Raw genomic sequence first — 21,004 nt, 5'->3', positions numbered from 1 at the left:
TATGATCGAGATACATAATTTATCAAAAAGCTATAACGGAGTAAGCGTTTTAAACTTAGAACGTATAAGCATTCCTAAAGGACAAGCTTTTGGACTTGTAGGAAATAATGGGGCTGGAAAAACAACCTTATTTAGCAGTCTACTAGATCTTATCCAGCCTACAACTGGATACATCAAGAACGGAGGATTTGAAGTAAATACAAGTGAAGAGTGGAAAACACATACTGCTTCATTTATAGACGAGACGTTCTTAATAGGATATCTTACGCCTGAGGAGTATTTTTATTTTATAGGAGATTTACGAGGAGAAAACAAAGCAGATGTTAATGCTCTTCTTGCTGGATTTGAAGATTTTTTTAATGACGAGATTATCGGAAAGCGTAAGTATTTAAGAGATCTTTCTAAAGGAAATCAAAAGAAAGTAGGAATTGTAGCCACCTTAATAGGGAATCCCGAAGTTATTATTCTAGATGAGCCTTTTGCAAATCTAGATCCTACAACACAAATACGCTTAAAAGGGATCATTAAAAAACTAGCGACAAATAAAGATGTTACTGTACTGGTGTCGAGTCATGATTTGCAACATGTGACAGAAGTTTGTGAGCGTATTGTCGTACTAGAAAAAGGGGAACAAGTAAAAGATATTATGACGTCTCCAGAAACATTAAAGGAGCTTGAAAATTATTTTTCTAGAGAAGAAGTGATTTAAAAATCACTCTTTGTTTTAAGTATAAACATGTAATTTATAACAAACGCTATTTTGCTCAGGATGTATTTTCTGAGCAAAATAGCGTTTGTTCTTGTTAAATTATATGGTATGAGATGTCTAAATACTCCAATTTTAAAGATGTAACCTTCGGTTTTTTCAAAAAGAAGTGTATTTTTACAGGCTTCCATACTAAAAATGGACATTTTCTGTTTTTATCAAAAAACGATCTAGGTTTGAAATTACTTATAAAATACGTTTGTTGTGTTCTTTTTGCAGTTTTGTTCTTAACAAGCTGCTCTCGTAAAAAAAACTCTTTTGTGAGTCGTAACTTTCATGCGGTCACTACAGAGTATAATACATTATACAATGGACAGATTGCTCTAGATCTAGGGCAAGAGTCTTTAATCTCTACTTTTAATGACAACTATTGGGATATCTTACCTATAGAGCGTATTGCTTTTGACGAAGAGATTTCAATTCGTTTAAATGAAGATGATGGAGATCCTAACTTCTTAAAAGCAGAAGAGAAAGCAATAAAAGCGATACAAAAGCATTCTATGAAAATAGATGGGGAAGAATACAATCCCCAAATAGATGAAGCTTTTCTCTTATTAGGAAAATCACGATACTATGATCAACGTTTTGTTCCTGCGCTAGAAGCATTTAATTACGTATTGGCATATTATCCAAAGAGTAATAATATTGCGCAAGCCAAAATCTGGAAAGAGAAAGCAAATATTCGATTAGAGAATAACGAGGTTGCTATTGAAAATCTTTTAAAGATTTTTAAAATAGAGGACAAACTTAAGGATCAAGATAAAGCAGATGCTTATGCCATTTTAGCGCAAGCATACCTTAACCTTAAACATAAAGATACGGCACTTATCTATATGAAGGAAGCTACGACACTTACAAAGAAAAATGAAGAGCGTGGTAGATACAACTATATAAAAGGGCAGTTATATAATAACTTAGGACATAAGGACAGTGCAAATCTTGCTTTTCAAGAAGTGATAGATTTAAACAGAAAAATTCCTCGTAAATATTTAATCAATGCTCATATAGAACAAGCTCGTAATTTTGATTATGATAATAATGATCAATTGGTATTGCTTGAATTGTTAGAAAAACTAGAAAATAATAGAGAAAATAGACCTTTCTTAGATAAAATATACTATGCAAAAGCAGAGTATTATGAGAAGACAAACCAGGTAGATTCTGCACTTGCAAACTATAATAAATCATTAAGACAAGATTCTCAAGATAAATATCTTAATTCTAGAGATTATCTAGCATTAGCTGAGTATAACTTTGATAGTGCACAATATCAAACAGCAGGTTCTTATTATGATAGTGTGATGGGTGCCCTAGATAATAATACGAGAGAATTTAGGCTTATTCGTAAGAAGAGAGAAAATTTGACAGATGTTATTAAATATGAAGAACTCACACAGCGTAATGATAGTATTATGAAGTTGACGTCACTTCCAGAAGAAGACCAGCGCAAATTTTTTCAAGAGTATATCGCAAAAATTAAAGCAAAAGAGCTTCAGGATTCTATAAATCGTGTAGAGGAAATTAGAAATAACGAGTTTTATAAAAGCAATACGGATAAGTCTACTACTGGTGGGTTTCCACGTTCTGGAGGAGGTCAAGTAGGAGAGTTCTATTTTTATAATACCACAGCCGTTGCTTATGGTAGACAAGCTTTTAGAAAGCGTTGGGGAAAGAGAGCTTCAGCAGATGGGTGGCGTATTTCTGCAAAACAAAGTGTTTCTTTAGATTCAAAAACACTTCCATCTTTAGGAGGTCCTGGTGAAGAAGATTCTTCTCTTACGGTAGATGATTATATGGCGTTAATTCCTAAGGGAGAAAAAGCGGTAGACAGTCTTAAAAAAGAACGTGATTTTGCTTATTTTCAATTAGGTCTTATTTATAAAGAGAAGTTTAAAGAATATCCACTAGCGGCTAATAGATTAGAAAAACTTCTAGATTTAAGCCCTGAAGAACAATTGATTTTGCCTTCAAAATATAATCTGTATCAGATATATGATCAAATGGAAGATGCTACAAAGCAGAATCTATATAAAAATGACATTACATCAAACTACCCGGATTCGCGTTATGCATCTATTATAAATAATCCTGAAATAGCATTAGAGCAAGATGCATCTTCTCCAGAAGCTATTTATAATGGGTTGTTTAGAGAATTTCAGAACCAACGTTATGGGCCATTATTAACAAGTCTTGATGAAAAAATAGAATTGTTTTTTGGCGATCCGTATTTGCCAAAATTTGAATTGCTTAAAGCGATGACAATAGGTAGGTATAAAGGATATAAAGCCTATGGTGAAGCCTTGAAGTATGTGGCACTTACTTATCCTCGTGCAGATGAAGGAAAGAAAGCACAACAATTACTTAACAAAGCAATTCCTAAAATGAAGTTTACTAGTTTTAGTGATGAGGCTACCTCTGTAAACTGGAAATTACTCTATGCTTTTGATAATTCTCAGATCCAAAGTGCGACAGCGCTAAGAGAACAATTAGATGCAGCGTTTGAAAAATTAGGCTATACAAATTATGCAACATCATTTGATGTATATAACGATAAACAATCTTTTGTTGTTGTACATTATTTAGACAGTAAATCACGAGCAGAAGGACTCACAGAGTTGTTAGCAATAAACAAAGACATTGAATCCCCAATAACAAAAGGAAATACCGTTATAGCATCCGAAAATTATAAATTGGTACAACTTCATAAAAACCTAGAAGACTATATACAGCAAAGCACAAAATAACCCTCTATACCCCCCCCTAACATGTTTTCAGATAATAAAAAAGGAAAGAATTCAGATCATAGTAACCAACAGAATAGAATAAGTCAAGGAACAAAAATCACTGGAGATATAGAATCTCAAGGTGGTTTTCGTATAGATGGGGAAATAGAAGGCAATATCAATACACCGAATAAGATTGTAATTGGCAAGACAGGAATTGTAAAAGGTTCGCTTATTTGTAAAGATGCAGATGTAGAAGGTCATATTGATGGAGTGATACAAGTGAGTAATTTATTATCTATTAAATCGAGTGCGCGTATAGAAGGAGAAGTTACAGTAGGGAAGCTTGCCGTTGAGCCTGGAGCTACTTTTAATGCTTCTTGTGATATGAAAGGCAATTTAAAATCCATTGCAAAAGATGGCAAAAAACAAGGAGAACGGAGCGCTTAAAAATTGGGCAATCTTTTCTGGTATTGGTTTGCAAATGGGGTTGATCATCTTTTTAGGAAACGTTCTAGGATCTTGGATGGATGTAAAACTTGAGAAAACTTTTTTAGAAGATACCATAACTATCATAGCCGTTTTCTTAGCTATGTTTTCGGTTGTTTATCGTGTAAATAGACTTAATAAGAAATGATAAAACAAATAGGGTTTTATGCGATAGGCTTTGGATTATTATCTCTTATAGGATATAATATACATACCATATTACTTTCGCAAGTAGCTAACGAATCACCCATATCTTTAAAAAAAGTGTATCTGTTTTATGGCATCTTTTCTTTAATGCTATGCACACTACTTTTTCTACTATCAAAAACAGAGAAGTTTAAAGATCAATTAGGATTTCTATATTTAGTTAGTGTTGCTTTAAAGATCATGCTGTTTTGTTTTGTTTTTTATAAACATATTTTTACTAAGGATTCTTTTACAAATATAGAAAGCATTAACTTGTTGATTCCTATGATTTTACCTCTTGTTTTGGAAGTATTTTTTATGAGTAAGTTGTTGAAAAATACAAGCCCTTTAAAAAATGCTAAATAAGGTGTTTTTAGTCAAAAAATAATACATATCTTTGCGCCGAATTTTAGACCTCATTATTCGGATCATAAAGGAATTATAAAGGAATGAAGGTAATATCAAAAACAATTACATCTTTAAGTCTTATTTTACTTATTTCATATACAGCTTTTGCTGGTGGAGATAAAAAAGACGATCAAAATAGTCACGGAGATCCTGTAAATACTCAAGCAGAAATTAGTGAGTATATTCAACATCACGTCAAGGATTCTCATGATTTTCACTTGTTTTCATACTTCTCTGATGGAGAAGAACATCATGTAGGTTTTCCACTTCCAGTAATTCTTTGGGGAGAAAACGGATTAACAGCTTTTATGTCTTCTGCTTTTCATCACGATGATGAAGGGAAAGAAATTGTAGAAAAAGGCGGTAGCCAATTCGTGAGATTACACGGAAAGATTTACGAATTGAACGCAGGAGCGACTAAGGTTGAGATGAATGATGAAACACATCATGCAACAAACGCTTCTACACCAATTGATTTATCAATTACTAAAAGTGTATTTGGAATCTTATTATTAGGGTTGTTAATGCTACTGTGGTTTGGAGGATTAGCAAAGCAATACAAGAAAAAACCAATTCCTACAGGTTTTGGAAGAGTTTTAGAGCCACTGATATTGTATGTGCGTGATGAAATAGCAAAGCCAAACATTGGTCCTAAATACAGAAAGTTTACGGGATATTTAATGACAGTATTCTTTTTTATCTGGATTTCAAACTTATTAGGATTATTACCATTCGGATTTAATGTAACAGGTCAATTAGCCATTACAGCATCATTAGCCATTTTTACATTTATCATCTATATAGTAAGTGGTAATGGACATTTCTGGAGTCATCAATTATGGATGCCTGGAGTTCCTTATTTACTTAGACCCGTATTAGCTATTATAGAATTAGCAGGAACGCTTATTATTAAGCCGTTTTCATTAGCGGTACGTTTATTTGCTAATATTACAGCAGGACACATTGTATTAATGAGTCTTATTGCAATTGGTATTACAATGCAAGAGCAAATGACTGCAGTAGGATCTACGATATTATCATTTGTATTATCATTGTTTATTATGCTTATAGAATTATTAGTAGCGTTTCTACAAGCCTATATATTTACGATGCTTTCAGCTTTATTTATCGGAATGGCGGTAGAAGAGCCTGAGCATCACTAAGAATCGAATTTATTTTTTTAACTATATATATTTAAATTATGTCTTTAGCAATTCTTCAAGAAACAACTACAGAAGCAGTATCAGCAGTTCCTATGTTAGTAGGTGCTGGTCTAATCGTGATCGGAGCCGGAATCGGTTTAGGTCAAATCGGTAGAGGTGCAATGGAAGGGATAGCTCGTCAACCAGAAGCATCTGGAAAAATCCAAACAGCGATGATTATTATCGCCGCTCTTTTGGAAGGACTTGCATTCGCAGCGATTTTCCTTGGAAAAGCGTAAATGAAACATCATTTTCCTGTAACGGTTGGTTGCAGGAAAATGATTATTAAAGCAACAGTTAAAAAGTATTAAAATATGGATCAATTATTAGAAAATTTTTCACTAGACTTATTCGTTAAGCTTACTGTCCTTTTTCTTTTGCTTATTTTTTTGATGAGAAAATTTGCTTGGAAACCTATTCTTACAGCGTTAAATGACCGTGAAGAAAGTATTCAAGGAGCATTAGATGCAGCAGAAGATGCTAAGAAGGAAATGCAAAACCTTCAAGCTGATAATGAAAAGTTAATCAAAGAAGCTCGTGCAGAACGCGAAAACTTGCTTAAAGAAGCTCGTGAGATCAAAACAAAAATGATCGAAGATGCAAAAGGAGAAGCAAAAGTAGAAGCCGATAAAATGATTACTCAAGCGCAAGCAGCTATTGAAGCAGAACGTAAATCTGCAGTTGCAGATCTTAAGAGTCAAGTAGCATTACTTTCTGTAGAAATTGCAGAAAAAGTTGTGAAGAATGAGCTTTCAGATAAAGATAAGCAACTAGGTCTTGTAGAAGAGATGCTAAGTCAAGCCACTTTAAACTAAACCGATATGGGTAGCACAAGAGCAGCAATACGTTATGCAAGAGCAGTTCTTGATCTTTCTAAAGATCAAAACACTGTTGATACTGTATTGAATGATATGAAAGGTGTTGTAACTACGCTAGAAGGAAGTAAAGATCTTCGTCTTGCATTACAAAGCCCTGTGGTAAAAGCAGAAGATAAACGTGCGGTTCTTAAAGAAGTCTTTAGTACAGCTTCAAAAGAGACCATCGGACTTATCGATATCTTAGTAGATAACAAGCGTATTGATATACTTGGAAACGTAGCTACAAATTTTGTAGACCTTTACAATAAAAGTCAAGGAGTACAAACAGCAACGGTAACAACAGCAGCAGGACTAACTCCAGAACTAGAAGCTAAAGTACTAGCTAAAGTAACAGAGTTAACAGGAAGTACAGACGTAAAATTAGAAAACATCATTAATGAAGATATTATTGGTGGTTTTATATTACGTGTAGGTGATACGCAGTACAATGCAAGTATTGCTAGCCAGTTAGGCAGATTAAAAAGAGAATTTAGTAATAGTTTATAATTAAACTTTCGCGAAAGCGTAAAACAAATACAAAATGGCAGAAGTTAAACCAGCAGAAGTTTCAGCAATTTTAAAAAAACAACTTTCAGGTTTTGAAGCATCAGCTTCACTTGATGAAGTTGGAACAGTATTGACCGTGGGTGATGGTATTGCTCGTGTTTACGGACTTTCTAATGCTCAATATGGAGAATTAGTAGAGTTCGAAAGCGGTCTTGAAGCAATCGTTCTTAACCTTGAAGAAGACAACGTAGGAGTTGTACTTCTTGGAGCTTCAAAAGATCTTAAAGAAGGAGATACTGTAAAGCGTACACAACGTATTGCTTCTATCCAAGTAGGTGAAGGAATTACAGGTCGTGTTGTAAATACATTAGGACTTCCTATAGATGGTAAAGGGCCTATCGCTGGAGACACGTATGAAATGCCATTGGAGCGTAAAGCACCAGGGGTAATTTTTCGTGAGCCAGTAACTGAGCCATTACAAACAGGTATCAAGTCTATAGACGCGATGATCCCTGTAGGTAGAGGACAACGTGAGTTGGTAATTGGTGACCGTCAGACAGGAAAATCTACTGTTTGTATTGATACCATCCTTAATCAAAAAGAATTTTACGATGCTGGCGAGCCAGTATATTGCATATATGTAGCCATTGGTCAGAAAGCATCTACTGTAGCAAACATTGCTCAGGTATTAGAAGATGCAGGAGCACTAGCTTACACAACAATCGTAGCAGCAAATGCATCAGATCCAGCATCTATGCAGGTATATGCACCATTTGCAGGAGCAGCGATTGGAGAGTACTTCCGTGATACAGGTCGTCCAGCTTTAATCATTTATGATGATTTATCAAAGCAAGCGGTTGCTTACCGTGAGGTATCTCTTTTATTACGTCGTCCACCAGGACGTGAGGCATATCCTGGAGATGTATTCTACCTTCACTCTAGATTATTAGAACGTGCTGCAAAAGTGATCAATGATGATGCGATTGCAAAGGATATGAATGACCTTCCAGATAGCCTTAAACCTTTAGTAAAAGGAGGAGGATCTCTTACAGCACTTCCTATCATTGAGACACAAGCAGGAGATGTATCTGCATATATCCCAACAAACGTAATCTCGATTACAGATGGGCAAATCTTCTTAGATGGAGATTTATTTAACTCAGGTGTACGTCCGGCAATTAACGTAGGTATTTCGGTATCACGTGTAGGAGGTAACGCTCAGATTAAGTCAATGAAGAAAGTATCTGGTACTCTTAAACTTGATCAAGCGCAGTTCCGTGAACTAGAAGCGTTTGCAAAGTTTGGGTCAGATCTTGATGCAGCAACACTTAATGTGATCGAAAAAGGAAAACGTAACGTAGAGATCTTAAAGCAAGCTCAAAACGATCCGTTTACTGTAGAGGATCAAGTAGCGATCATTTATGCAGGTTCTAAGAATTTATTAAATGCTGTACCAGTAAATAAGATCAAAGAATTTGAAAAAGAATATTTAGAATTCTTAAATGTAAAGCATAGAGGAATTCTTGATACATTAAAGTCAGGAAAACTTACCGATGAGGTGACAGATACACTTGCAAGTGTAGCAAAAGATCTTTCGGCTAAGTATAATTAAGAGTACGCTTTCGCGAAAGCTGTCTCAGACAGAAATGCGAACAAAGAGTATAAACAATAACCCTTAACAAGAGCGCCAATGGCAAATCTTAAGGAAATTAGAAATAGAATCTCCTCAGTATCTTCTACGATGCAGATTACCAGTGCCATGAAAATGGTATCTGCTGCAAAATTGAAGAAAGCACAGGATGCAATTACAGCAATGAGACCTTATGCAGATAAGCTTACTGAGCTTTTGCAAAATCTAAGTGCTGGTATTGGAAGTGGTTCTGGAAGTAATTATGCAGACGACCGTGAGGTGAATAAAGTACTTATTGTAGTGATTTCATCTAATCGTGGTCTTGCAGGAGCTTTCAATTCAAATATTGTCAAAGAAGCAAAAAACCGTGCTACAACTACCTATGCTGGTAAGGAAGTAAGTTTTTTGACTTTAGGTAAAAAAGCAAATGATATTATTCAAAAATCACATACAGTGGTTTTAAATAATAATCAAGTGTTTGATGACCTTACTTTTGATAATGTAGCTGCTATTGCAGAAGATTTAATGGAGCGTTTTATTGCAGGTGAGTTTGATAAAATCGATATCATCTATAATAAGTTTAAAAATGCTGCAACACAAATTGTAACAACAGAACAGTTTTTACCTATTGTACCTGTAGAAACGACAGAAGTTTCTAATGTAGATTACATTTTTGAGCCTTCTAAAGAAGAAATCGTAGAAGGGTTAATTCCTAAGGCGTTAAAAACGCAATTATTTAAAGGAATCCGTGATTCTGTAGCTAGTGAGCATGGAGCTCGTATGACTGCGATGCATAAAGCGACAGATAATGCGACAGAGCTTAGAGATGCGCTTAAATTACAATATAACAAAGCACGTCAAGCTGCTATTACAAATGAGATCTTAGAGATCGTAGGAGGAGCAGAAGCACTGAATAACTAATATATATCCACTTAAGTGGATTTGTCAATACAAAATTCCCAATCTTTTTTAAGATTGGGAATTTTTTTGTTTTGCCAGTGTTTAAAGGGGTTCTGTGCTCTTCCTTTTTATTTTGATATTTTTATTTTGGAAACAATTATCGGGACTCACTGACTTTGTGGGTGTTGAGAATACATTTACAACACTTTCTTCACAAATATTTTGGTTTGAGTTATACCCCTCGAGATGTACAATTCCTCGGGGGGTATCTTTTTTATTCCCGCTTAGGTAAGAATCTTATGATCGTATAGTTAGAATGCTGTTATTATCTGGATAAGAACCTTATGATACTGTATAAAAATTGTGTACCACATCTTAAAGAAGCGTTTACAGGCTGTTTTAAGAAAAAAGCTATAATACCTCCACGACAACCTTTTTCTTTCTAAAATGACTAGCACTATTCATTTCTGGATAGGTATGGATAGGCTTCCACACGGTAAGTGTTGCATAAATGCTATTGATAGGAGAAAATATGGGAAGACGCAAGTTGTAGATGATAGCATCTGTTTCTATAGTTGGGTTTGATCTCTGAAAAGAAACATCAAGTATAGGAGCTATGTCAGAAAGAAGATCTTCTTCTTCTAGTGAAGCGTGCTTTCTTTCTTTTTGCATCTCTAAGTTTTGACATGCTTGTAACCAATATTTATTTTCTTTACTTTCAGGATCATTTGAAATGTATTGCTCTTTTATTTGCTGAACCATAGCATCCCTATAATCTTGTGCTGTGTTTATTATATGTTTATTAGATTTCATTTTTCACCATATTTTTTACCTATGTGATTTTTCTACAACATCGTGAGATATTACAAATACTCAAAATCAACAGGAAATGATTTGATTTCAAACCCAGTAAGCTTTGCTTCTTCTAGGGTGTTTTTTTAAACATTTACTAATACCTTTATTTAAGCCATATTTTATACTAGCTGGTTTAAAAAGGATTTATTGTTATTTCTATTATTTAGCCACTTCAATAGATTTTTCTATCAACCACATAGGTAAATAATCTGACGTAAATAAGATGTTGTAATTTTTATTATATATCATACTAGCTGCAGCACTGATTAATAAAATAGGTTGCCAAAATTCAGGACTTTCATTTTCATCATAATTTTCATCATAATATTTAAATCCCTCTATTGCATCATACAACAATTCATTAAATTCTTTTTCGTTAGTTTTATATAAAAATGTTGAGAAAACTTTAAAAGGATTTGTAATCATTTCGTCTTTATAAGTAACTGTTTTTTCATCGTCAATAGCTTCATTATTTACAATATCTACAGCATTTTCATAAATCTGTACTTGTTCTTCACTTGTTATCTGTAAATGAAGAGCCATTAAAAAATCTATAAAAGCAAATTCACTTTTTAAAAAGATATCAGCTTCATTGGAATATTTACGCATCACTTTTTCAGTGATATTTTCTATTAAAAAATTACGATTCTCTATGTCATTGGTAATTTCACAAAGCGCATATTGCAAAAACCAATATTCAGGTTCTAAAAACATCCCATAGTCTTCTTTTCCTGTAAATTTTTTTGATTTTTTGATGGTATATTCTTGATTCTCTATATATATATATATATGCGTTTCCCTTGGTGCTTTATATTACCATGATGTGCTCTGAAAAAATCACGTGTTAAGCATAAGTATCTCCAGATATCTTCTTGTGACCTGTTGGCGGCCATAGCCGCTTGTGCACCCCAATAGGCGGTAAGTCCTAACCGACCAAATGTTTTTAAATCTGGATTATAAATATGTCCCTCTATATCATTGATTAGTTTATCTAAATCTTCTAAATAATCTTCTATAACTTCTTTGTCAATTGTAGGTCTTAGGATTGCTTCCATTTCTTATATTTTCTACAAATACTCAAAATCAACTGGAAATGGTTTGATTTCAAACCCTGTAAGCTTTGCTTCTTCTAGTTCGTTTTTTAAACGCTCGCTTATAAGGATGCCATATGGATAGGGCATAGCCATACAATCAATTTCTTTAAATTCAGGTTTCATAACGGCTCGTTCAAAACCCCAGCTATCCCAATTTTTATTATATTCTAAATCTGTAAGTTCTTCTTGATTATTTACTTTAAACAATTCCAAACCTTTTTTTTCTGTATGCTCATAATTATATTCGCAAAAAATGCTTTGTTTAAAATCTACATATTCATTAAAACCATCTAGGAATAAATGCCAGACTTGGTAGTCATGATATTTATCTTCAAATAATACTTTTGCATTATAAAATTGTTTTTTGTGTATATCAAATTGCTCTAATATGTTTTTCATTTTTTCTGAAATTATAAAACTATATAAATTTGGTTTATAATTAATCCAATTATGGAAATCACAAATAAATTCGACTTCTTTATATTCGTCCATATATTTTGGTAATAAATAATCGAACTTGAAATGACTATCTAAAATATTATTATAATAGTCTTTTTTAAAAAATAATTCCCTATCCTTTACACTTTCTCCATCCATACTAGATATAATCTCTTTACTATTATTTGATGTTTTTATTATTGACTTTTCTAATATATACATGTGTTTATTTTTTACTTATCTTATCTAAACTACTATTTTGAATTTGGATAACTTTTTCAATAATAATTTTAGTCTCTTGTTCAATTATTTTTTCTAATCTATTATATGCCTTTCTGAAGTTTTTATTTCCTCCAACTGAGATAATATTGTCTAGTCCTCCTATTTTATTTGTAATAGATTCTAATCCATTATCGAACACTTTTTCAATATCACTTACCATTTCTTGAATTATTTCTGTTCTTAAATTATGATACCCATGCTGTTCTTTTACCAAAATAATAATATTTTTTCTAAAGTCATTAAACCCAAGATCCAAAGGTGGGGTTTGTTGTAGTGCCCAATCCATAATTTTTTGGAAAGTAGGGTTTTTTTGCATAATACTTATCATGATTTGGTGATGGCGTTCATAACCCTTCATGACTTCTTTTAATGCTTTGGCATTTACTTTTACCTTAGAAACATCACCTCCTGCTTTTGCTACTTCATCTATTTTGCTCTTTGTCGTTTTTCTAAGGTTTTCCAAGCCTTCTCCTAATTGTTTATAATACGGCATAAAAGCATTGCCCACTTTACCATCTATCCTAAAGATATTTAAATATTCATCAAATTCTGCATCAGTAGCTTTTTTAATAAATGCTTTAAGACCATTATCATGTATTGTTTGGTAGTTTCTGGTTCTTTTAGCGAGTTTAACTAAATGTTTATATCCTTTTTCTTCTAGTATTCGTATGGTTTTTTCTATACGAGTAATTTTGAGCTCTTTTCCTCTTAATACATTAAGATCAAACTTTTTAAATAGGCCTTTTCCTTTTTTAACACTTCCTGCTTTATTCATGATTCGTAAGAATACCTCAAGATCTTCAGGAGTTACTTGATTAAAGTTTTTTGGTTTATTAATAAACGCTCCTGTGTCTGCCGCATTACCAAATCTAGCGTTAGGAAGCAATCCTTCTCCAAGGTGTTTTAACTGTTCCGGAGAAAACTTTATAAGTGATTTTATATTATTATTTTGTAATGCGAGTTTAAGGACTAGTTGTTTTATAGTAGGATCTGCTCCTTCTAGTTTTCCCAATAAACGAGTAAACGTCCCCAATTTTTTAGGAAACTTTTTGCCAGCTTGAATCAGTTGTTTTATAATCTTTTGATCAGTAATACCTAATTTATCTAAAGCTTTAAAATAGTCGAGTTGCTTTTCTGTAGGAGTCTCTAGGTTATATTTTTTCTGTAACGGATTTATTTCTTCTACTTGATTAGAAACTTTTTTCCCAGAACCACTTCCACTTGGAGCATCTATATTTAATTTTCTAGACCCATCTGCCGCATCATCAAAGAGGTTTACACGTACTCTAGATCCATCTACTCCTTCAAGAACCAAACGTTGTTGGTTAGGAGGTAATAGGCCTACTTGATCTATAAAATCGTTTAACTCTTTTTCCAGTGCAAGTAACTTTGCTTTTAATTTTGCAGGGATTTCTTCTCCCGCTTCTTTAAATTGCTTGATGGCTTTTTTAGAAGCCTCTAAGAATTGTTTAAGCTTTGCATATCTATGATTTGCTTCTGCAAGATCTGCTGTGTTTCCTAATAATGTACGACCTCCACCTAGTCCATCTAGTCCTTCTAGAGCTTTTGGTTTTGCTTTAAAAATGTTTAAGTTTTTAAGACTTCGTATCCCTACTCCTAAATAAATAAGATCTCCAGCAGTATCAAGCATACGCCATGCTCTATACACATCTGGATCCATTGCTTTTCTGAGAGTTTCGCTACGTATGGCAAAACTACTCGTCTCTTTTAAGACGTTTGCAGCGTTTAAAGCAAGCTTTATAGCTTCTCTTTTGGCAATTCTATTACCCGCTTTTTTAAGCGCTGCTTTTAGAATAAATCGTGCAGAAGCTTGTAGTGATATCAAGCTTATAACATCTAAGGCTATCGTAAAGAAATCCCAATTGCTCTTAAGTTGTATCTTTTTTGCGATATAAAAAGCAGGAACATAAATCGGATCTATCACTTCATTATCTATGACTGTACTCATGGCAACTAGATCCATAGGGTGATAGGGTACTTCTTCCAAATTAATGTCTGTACGTTCCCCATATTCAAACCAAGGTGTGATAGAACTTTGTGTAAAGTTGGAAAGTGTAAAACTGTCTCCACCATCCCATGAACCATCCAGTTGTATTTCTGGAAACCAGGTATCATTCCCAAACCAAATAGTTCTAGGTTGTTTATATCCAAATTGGTCAATAAGGAACGCTACATACTGTACAAATAGTTTATGGAAGTTGTCTCCGTCTATAGCATCGACTAGTAATTTTAACGTCGCTGTATCATTATAAAGATATTTGTAAGCTTCTTCTGGAGGCATCGCCATAAGAATACTAACAATCGCTTTCTCTTTCCCATCGCCTACACGCCAAGAATCCAGTAATACTTCAAGATCTTCTTTGAGCTCTTCAAACGTAAAACCAATCTCCCTGTCTCCAATTTTATCATTTTTAATATTCCCATCATCATCATCATCAAATATGACACGCCTACCTTGCTCATTTTTATAGGTGCTTTCTGGTAAATATTTGTAAAAGAAGGCAAGCATTTCCTCATTATAGCCTGTTCGATTTGCTCTGTATTTTTGTATGTTTTCTCTAAAGAAAGCATTGAGTTCTTTTATGTTTTGTGCAGAAACGTTTACTTGCAAGTCTTTTACAATCCGCTCAAACGTTTGTGGTCTCATGGTTTCTAATACCAGCAAGACGTCTCCTAGCGTGTTTTTTATGTAGATATAAAAGCATGGACGTACGGTCTTTTTTGTACCTCGTCTTCCAATTCTTTCTGTAACCTCTTTTATTTTTATTTCTGCGTCAATACAGCTCAGATCAAAGGTGCTTTCTTTAATTAGCTTTTTATTTTTAAACAATTGTCTAAAACGAAGCTCAGGAAGATGTTCTTTGTATACTCCTAGATCGAGAGCAAATTTGACTTTGTGTTTCGTACCATATCTAAAATGTTCTTTTAGTGTTATGATCTCTCCTACATTCTCTTTTAAGAAACCATAAATTTTTCCAGTAGTGATTCTGTAATATGGATTGCCAAAGGTAGGTTTGTATAAACCTAATCCCGTTATAACAATCTCATCAAGCTCGATTGGATCAATAGTTTTTTGCTTTTTACCATAAATCCAACTCTTCATGTATTTTTTGTACACATGACTTAATTTAGGATATAGTTTTTCATCCGTAAGCTCTGCTTCTGTAGGTCCTTCTATGGTAAAGAAGAAAAAGATAATGAGATGTTTGTTTAGTATATCTACAAGTGGATATTTGTTTCTGTTCTCCAAAAGTGATAAGATAGCTTTGTATTCTTTTATACGAATTTTTGTATCCCTTCGTTCATTTCTGAGTGTTGGAGTCGTTTCTTTATAGCTATTGATTTCTTTTAACCTAAACTTTGAATACCTTAATGCTTGCTGAATTTGTTTTAAAATTTCAGGACGGTACTGTTCTATATTTACTTTAGAATACGTAACCTCTTTTTCTTTATAGATATATGCACGCAGCTCTTGATAATTTTGATCCTCTAATAAATCGTGAATAGATATTACTTTTTTACGTAGATCTCTTTTTAATTTATACCAGAAAGTATTTACCTCGTTTATAGGATTTTTTCTTGTTAAGTATAAAATGTCTATCGCTTTTCCAAGAAGAGTCATTGCTTTTTCAAATCCTTTTTCTTCTGTATAGTATCTAGACTCATCTCTAAAGCCTCTTTTTTCATGTTTATGGATCACATAATTAGGATGTGTCGCTCTGACATGTTTTATAATATGTTTGTACTTCTTTTCTGAAGTATCTAAAATATCATATGCTGACTTTTCATTGTTTATAAGGTTATTGATGACATTATTAAAGAAAATAGCAAAAGCTTTTCGATCTTTACCTCGATATGTTTTTTTGATGATGTCTTCATGAATCATCAAAATCTCAATAAGCATTGGGTTATTAATAAGTGTAACTATTGCTTTTTCTTCTTGAGCTTGTATTTGCTTATTATATCCCTTTGCATGGATTTCTTGTTTTACATAAAAAAGCTGTTCATGAATCTTTGCGGCAAGCGCTTGATCATCATACGGAGTGTCTGCAATGTCTACGACAATATCTATTTGCTCAATAGGTGCATGAGTGTTTTTGTTTTGATGATTTTCATATTCTTTACAATAAATAGTAGTGAGTTCATTCCTTAGATGTATCAAGGATGTCTCTTCTGTATTTTTTAATGAAATTGTAAATTGTAAATTCTCCATTCTCCAAGCTTAAGAGGAGCAAAATAAGGCGATATTTTAAAATAATTCAATCATAACGATATGCTTATCAGTAGTTTCAGTAAAATAAATTCTTTGCTGAAATCATTGATTTTACACCTCCAAAAAGTAGTTGATTATACCACTTACTTGTATTTTTGAAAATGATATTTAGATACTTTATTAGTGTCATATTAAAAAAACAACATGCATATGGATACAGATAAAAACAAAACAGCTAGCAATGCTACACAAGATTTAGAAAATATGTTTACAGATACGAAACCGCTAGTTGCAAATCTTATTATCAATAATAATTCAAGTATCCGTCAAGCAGATTTAGAAAAAGAAGTTGTTAGAATTTTAGAAAAGGAAATTGAAAAGTTATATAAAGACAGTAGTTTATAAGAATGTAGAGACTTTATCTAGGTGATATTGCATATATTTTTAGAATATTCAAAATAAAGCGTTTCAAAACTTGGAATGTTTTTTTGCTTTCCGGTCTGCCTACAGACCGTCGCGGAAGCCTATAATAACAGCAAATATTTTGGAGACAAATCTCAGGATGTTAGAACTTTCTTAGAATAAATTTGGTAAATGGTTATCGGGACTCACTGACTTTATGAGCGTTGAGAATACATTTACAACACTTTCTTCACAAATATTTTGGTTTGAGTTATACCCCTCGAGATGTACAATTCCTCGAGGGGTATCTTTTTTTACATATAAGAGAAAACCTAATAAAGAAATCATTGGTAGGGATGTAGATACATCTAATTCACATTTTTTATTCTGGAGTTAACATTATCTAATAAATTACTCAAAAACAACATCATTCGTAAGGGTTTGAAAATTATAAAGAGGTTCTTAAGATCGCCTTAGAACATATTGTTTTTAAAACAAACATTTGTATGGTAGAAGGACTAAGGAGTCTTATCATAAATTATGCAACAAATACCTCTAGAAAGACGCTTTTCCTTTTTAAATGAGTCATAGGCACTGCTTCTAAGGACATATTCTTAGTGTTTAAACAGTAAATAATAGACCTTATAAAACATTCTGCATTATGATTAAGTAAACGATTATCGGGACTCACTGATCTTGTGAAGTTTGAAAATATATTTACAACACTTTCTTCACAAATATTTTGGTTTGAGTTGTAAGCCTCGAGATGTAATATTCCTCGAGGCTTACTTTTTTTGTGCCCAGTACGTAGAAATCTTATGATGAAGAGTTCAGAATCTTCTATTGTGTAAGCGAGTACACTAAGGATATATACATTATAATCACATCAAAAACTTCTTTACTGTTTAAAAAGAAAGAGGAACAGCCTTCCATATTTAGCAGGCACATCTATTATAAATTCGTTACTTTTAACAGCAGATAATACTTCCTTTTTTGAGTACACTTAAACGATTTTTTAAAGACACCGTTATTTATGGATTAGCAACTGTGCTACCTAGGTTAATGGGTATTATTTTAGTGCGTCTTCATACGGATGCACTTCCTAGAGAAGGATATGCAGATGTTGCTTCTTTTTATGTAGGTGCTGCTTTTCTTAATATTATTTTAACCTACGGGATGGAAACCGCTTTCTTCCGTTTCTTCTCCAAAAGTGATCAAAAAGAAAAAGTATATAGTACTGTTTTCTTATCTCTTACCATAAGTACCATACTTATTTCTTTACTACTATATGCTTGCAAGACACCAATCTTAGGAGTTTTAGAATTACCAGAATCTTATTTTTGGTATTTGGCAGGCGTTGTTTTACTTGATACCCTTGTTGTTGCTCCATTTGCATATTTAAGAGCTAGAGGAAAGGCATTGCGATTTGCAGGTTTTAAACTAGCAAACTTATGTATCTATGTTGTGCTTAATTTTTTCTTCTTATGGGCGACACCTAAATTCAATTGGCAGTTTGGTTGGTATGATACCACAGATTTAAGGCAATATATTTTTATAGCAAACTTGGTAGCAAGTATTGTTACTTTGGCACTTATTTTTCCGGAATTTTTTAAAGTCAAAGCTGTTTTTGATAAAAAGATATTTAAAAAACTTTGGTCCTATAGTTGGCCAATTATGGTAGCAGGTCTAGCATTTGTAGTAAATGAACAACTTGACAAACTCTTTATTAATAAAATGCTAAATAAAGAAATAGGAGGGGCGTATGCGGCTTGTTATAAAATAGCCGTTTTTATGACCATATTTATCCAAGCATTTAGATTAGGAGCCGAACCATTTTTCTTTAATCACGCAAAAGAAAAAAATGCGCCAAGTACCTATGCACTTATTTTAAAATACTTTGTTATTGTAGGCGCTTTTGGGTTATTAATAATCACAAGTTTTGTAGATCTTATAAAAGATCAATTAGTAGAAGACTCTTCTTACCATCTAGCTATGGAGATAGTACCATATGTATTATTGGCAAACCTCTGTCTTGGTATTTATCATAACCTTGCGATTTGGTATAAACTTACAGACAAAACAAGATATGGGATGTACTTTTCCATAATAGGTGCAATTATTACGATTTGTTTTAATGTTTTTCTGATTCCAGTTATTGGATTTATGGCCTCAGCATATGCCACGCTTGCAGCTTATGGTTCTATGATGGTGCTCTCTTACATATTTGGAAAAAAACATTACCCTATTCCGTATGACTTTAAACGGATAAGCGCATATCTTTTACTAGCTATTATATGTTCTGGAGTTTCCTTCTATATTTTCAGAGCAAATTACTTGGTAAGTGCTATCTTGTTAGGGATATTTGCAATGGTTATTTTCTTTATGGAGAGAAAGCAATTAAAAGTAATATTAAAAAGATCATGAGAATTAAAATCATAAACAAATCAAGCCATGCACTGCCACATTATGAGACGATTGCTAGTGCAGGAATGGATCTACGCGCACACCTTTTAGAACCTATCACAATAGGACCATTAGAACGAGCTATTGTTCCTACAGGACTGTTTATAGAACTTCCTATAGGAACCGAAGCGCAGGTAAGACCTAGAAGTGGTCTTGCAGCAAAAAAAGGAATTACAGTCTTAAATGCACCTGGTACCATAGATGCAGATTATAGAGGCGAAGTTGGCGTGATTCTTGTAAACCTCTCTAACGAACCATTTACAATAGAAAATGGTGAGCGTATTGCCCAAATGGTCATTGCACAACACGAACAAGCCGTATGGAAAGAAGTCATTGAACTTTCTAGTACTGAAAGAGGCGAAGGTGGATTTGGAAGTACAGGGACTAAATAAATTCTTGTATAAGTATAACCTCCATTATAAAAGACAAATAAAAACCTTTGAGAATACTCTAGTAATCAAAAGTAAGCTCAACCTAAAATTAATAATAACCAAGCAATATTCTCATTTTGATGAGAAACAAATAAACTCAACCTCTCTAACTACATATGAAAATAATAGTCCCAATGGCAGGACGCGGTAGTCGTCTTCGCCCTCATAGTTTAACAGTACCAAAACCATTAATCCCCGTTGCAGGAAAACCAATCGTACATAGGCTTGTACGTGATATTGCAAAAGTGCTTAATCAGCCTATAGAAGAGATTGCCTTTGTGTTAGGAGATCCAGCATGGTTTGGAGATGATGTAGTAGGAAGCCTTGTAGACCTTGCAGAAAGCCTTGGGGCAAGACCATCTATCTACCGTCAAGATCAACCCTTAGGAACGGGTCATGCAATCATGAGCGCAGCCGAATCACTTTCTGGCCCAGCAGTAATTGCATATGCAGATACATTAATACGCGCCGAGTTTGACCTTGATCCAGAAGCAGACAGTGTGATCTGGACAAAAAAAGTAGAAAACCCAGAAGCTTTTGGCGTTGTAAAACTCAACGAAAAACAAGAAATCGTAGAGCTTGTAGAAAAACCAGAAACCTTTGTTTCTGACCAAGCAGTGATCGGAATATATTATTTTAAAGATGTTGCCGTTCTTAAAGAGAAGCTTCAAGAAGTTCTTGAAGAAAATATTATGAATGGAGGAGAATATCAGATCAATGATGGTATTAAGAAAATGATGGCAGAAGGTCGTATCTTTAAGACAGGAACTGTAGATGAATGGATGGATTGCGGTAATAAAGCAGTAACGGTAGAAACCAATGGCAGAATGCTTCAGTTTTTACACGATGATGGCGAAGAACAATTGGTTGCAAAAAGTGCTGTACTAGAAAATGCAAGCATTATTCCTCCTTGTTATGTTTCAGAAAACGTAGTCCTACGCAATGTAACCCTAGGTCCGAACGTTTCTGTAGGAGCTGGCACAGTGATTGAAGACAGTACTATAAAAAATAGCCTGATTCAGTCACATAGTAGTATTAAAAATGCACAGTTAGATCAAGCCATGATAGGGAATCATGTAAAATATGATGGAACGTTTACTCAAGTGAGTTTAGGAGACTATACCGTTTTAGAATAAA

20 protein-coding genes are annotated in these 21,004 nt (G+C 33.5%); 15 read left to right on the top strand and 5 right to left on the bottom strand.

Translation table 11 applies throughout. The features are described from left to right. The first annotated feature begins 1 nt into the window (after position 1). The 11 genes from ABJD27_RS21615 to atpG all read left to right on the top strand — a co-directional run bounded on the left by ABJD27_RS21615 (position 2) and on the right by atpG (position 9,689). Positions 2-709, top strand: a complete 708-nt coding sequence (locus tag ABJD27_RS21615; RefSeq protein ID WP_348164511.1) for an ABC transporter ATP-binding protein — start codon at positions 2-4, stop codon at positions 707-709. A 317-nt stretch (positions 710-1,026) separates the two neighbouring features. Further along, positions 1,027-3,510, top strand: a complete 2,484-nt coding sequence (locus ABJD27_RS21610; protein ID WP_348164508.1) for a hypothetical protein — start codon at positions 1,027-1,029, stop codon at positions 3,508-3,510. 21 nt (positions 3,511-3,531) lie between these two features. Beyond that, the gene (locus tag ABJD27_RS21605) at positions 3,532-3,939 is read left to right on the top strand and encodes a polymer-forming cytoskeletal protein (protein ID WP_348164505.1); all 408 of its coding nucleotides are present in this window, start codon (positions 3,532-3,534) and stop codon (positions 3,937-3,939) included. After that, entirely contained in the window at positions 3,908-4,126 is a 219-nt protein-coding gene (locus ABJD27_RS21600; RefSeq protein WP_348164502.1) for an AtpZ/AtpI family protein, read from the top strand. Before ABJD27_RS21605 ends, ABJD27_RS21600 begins: the two co-directional genes overlap by 32 nt. Beyond that, positions 4,123-4,530 carry a DUF6168 family protein gene (locus ABJD27_RS21595; RefSeq protein WP_348164499.1) on the top strand — a complete coding sequence of 136 codons (408 nt, stop codon included), beginning with the start codon at positions 4,123-4,125 and terminating at the stop codon, positions 4,528-4,530. The genes ABJD27_RS21600 and ABJD27_RS21595 overlap by 4 nt, the downstream gene beginning before the upstream one ends. 83 nt (positions 4,531-4,613) lie before the next feature. Continuing rightward, a complete protein-coding gene (gene atpB / locus ABJD27_RS21590) occupies positions 4,614-5,735 on the top strand; it encodes a F0F1 ATP synthase subunit A (protein ID WP_348164496.1) in 1,122 nt (373 codons plus the stop codon). Positions 5,736-5,827: 92 nt separating this feature from the next. Then, positions 5,828-6,013, top strand: a complete 186-nt coding sequence (gene atpE, locus ABJD27_RS21585; protein ID WP_348164795.1) for an ATP synthase F0 subunit C — start codon at positions 5,828-5,830, stop codon at positions 6,011-6,013. Between the two features lie 75 nt (positions 6,014-6,088). Then, on the top strand, positions 6,089-6,589 hold the full coding sequence (locus ABJD27_RS21580; protein ID WP_348164493.1) for a F0F1 ATP synthase subunit B: 501 nt from the start codon (positions 6,089-6,091) through the stop codon (positions 6,587-6,589). 6 nt (positions 6,590-6,595) lie between these two features. Next, positions 6,596-7,138 carry an ATP synthase F1 subunit delta gene (gene atpH / locus ABJD27_RS21575; protein ID WP_348164490.1) on the top strand — a complete coding sequence of 181 codons (543 nt, stop codon included), beginning with the start codon at positions 6,596-6,598 and terminating at the stop codon, positions 7,136-7,138. Positions 7,139-7,172: 34 nt separating this feature from the next. After that, complete coding sequence (gene atpA / locus ABJD27_RS21570) at positions 7,173-8,750, top strand: F0F1 ATP synthase subunit alpha (RefSeq protein WP_348164487.1); 1,578 nt, start codon at positions 7,173-7,175, stop codon at positions 8,748-8,750. 78 nt (positions 8,751-8,828) lie between these two features. Continuing rightward, on the top strand, positions 8,829-9,689 hold the full coding sequence (gene atpG, locus ABJD27_RS21565) for an ATP synthase F1 subunit gamma (RefSeq protein ID WP_348164484.1): 861 nt from the start codon (positions 8,829-8,831) through the stop codon (positions 9,687-9,689). Between the two features lie 390 nt (positions 9,690-10,079). On the opposite strand, the gene ABJD27_RS21560 is transcribed toward atpG, so the two are convergent. The 5 genes from ABJD27_RS21560 to ABJD27_RS21540 form a co-directional block, all read right to left on the bottom strand. Further along, positions 10,080-10,481, bottom strand: a complete 402-nt coding sequence (locus ABJD27_RS21560) for a hypothetical protein (RefSeq protein ID WP_348164481.1) — start codon at positions 10,479-10,481, stop codon at positions 10,080-10,082. Positions 10,482-10,682: 201 nt separating this feature from the next. Next, positions 10,683-11,237 (bottom strand): Imm49 family immunity protein, encoded by a 555-nt coding sequence (locus ABJD27_RS21555; RefSeq protein WP_348164479.1) that lies wholly within the window; start codon positions 11,235-11,237, stop codon positions 10,683-10,685. Between the two features lie 59 nt (positions 11,238-11,296). Continuing rightward, positions 11,297-11,578, bottom strand: a complete 282-nt coding sequence (locus ABJD27_RS21550; RefSeq protein WP_348164476.1) for a hypothetical protein — start codon at positions 11,576-11,578, stop codon at positions 11,297-11,299. A gap of 12 nt (positions 11,579-11,590) precedes the next feature. After that, a complete protein-coding gene (locus ABJD27_RS21545; RefSeq protein ID WP_348164473.1) occupies positions 11,591-12,277 on the bottom strand; it encodes a hypothetical protein in 687 nt (228 codons plus the stop codon). A 4-nt stretch (positions 12,278-12,281) separates the two neighbouring features. Further along, positions 12,282-16,571, bottom strand: a complete 4,290-nt coding sequence (locus ABJD27_RS21540; protein WP_348164470.1) for a hypothetical protein — start codon at positions 16,569-16,571, stop codon at positions 12,282-12,284. Positions 16,572-16,781: 210 nt separating this feature from the next. Between ABJD27_RS21540 and ABJD27_RS21535 the strand changes: the two genes are divergently transcribed. The 4 genes from ABJD27_RS21535 (at position 16,782) to ABJD27_RS21520 (ending at position 21,003) form a co-directional block, all read left to right on the top strand. Next, entirely contained in the window at positions 16,782-16,976 is a 195-nt protein-coding gene (locus tag ABJD27_RS21535) for a hypothetical protein (RefSeq protein ID WP_348164467.1), read from the top strand. Positions 16,977-17,966: 990 nt separating this feature from the next. Continuing rightward, positions 17,967-19,397, top strand: a complete 1,431-nt coding sequence (locus tag ABJD27_RS21530) for an oligosaccharide flippase family protein (RefSeq protein ID WP_348164464.1) — start codon at positions 17,967-17,969, stop codon at positions 19,395-19,397. Then, a complete protein-coding gene (dut, locus tag ABJD27_RS21525) occupies positions 19,394-19,828 on the top strand; it encodes a dUTP diphosphatase (RefSeq protein ID WP_348164462.1) in 435 nt (144 codons plus the stop codon). Before ABJD27_RS21530 ends, dut begins: the two co-directional genes overlap by 4 nt. A gap of 155 nt (positions 19,829-19,983) precedes the next feature. After that, positions 19,984-21,003, top strand: coding sequence for a sugar phosphate nucleotidyltransferase (locus ABJD27_RS21520; protein WP_348164459.1), 1,020 nt, complete (start codon positions 19,984-19,986; stop codon positions 21,001-21,003). Position 21,004: the final 1 nt, after the last annotated feature.

The organism is Dokdonia sp. (genome assembly GCF_039945015.1).
Lineage (GTDB): Bacteria > Bacteroidota > Bacteroidia > Flavobacteriales > Flavobacteriaceae > Dokdonia.
The sequence above is the reverse complement of the archived record's forward strand: the minus strand, read 5'-3'. Positions and strand labels throughout refer to the sequence as shown.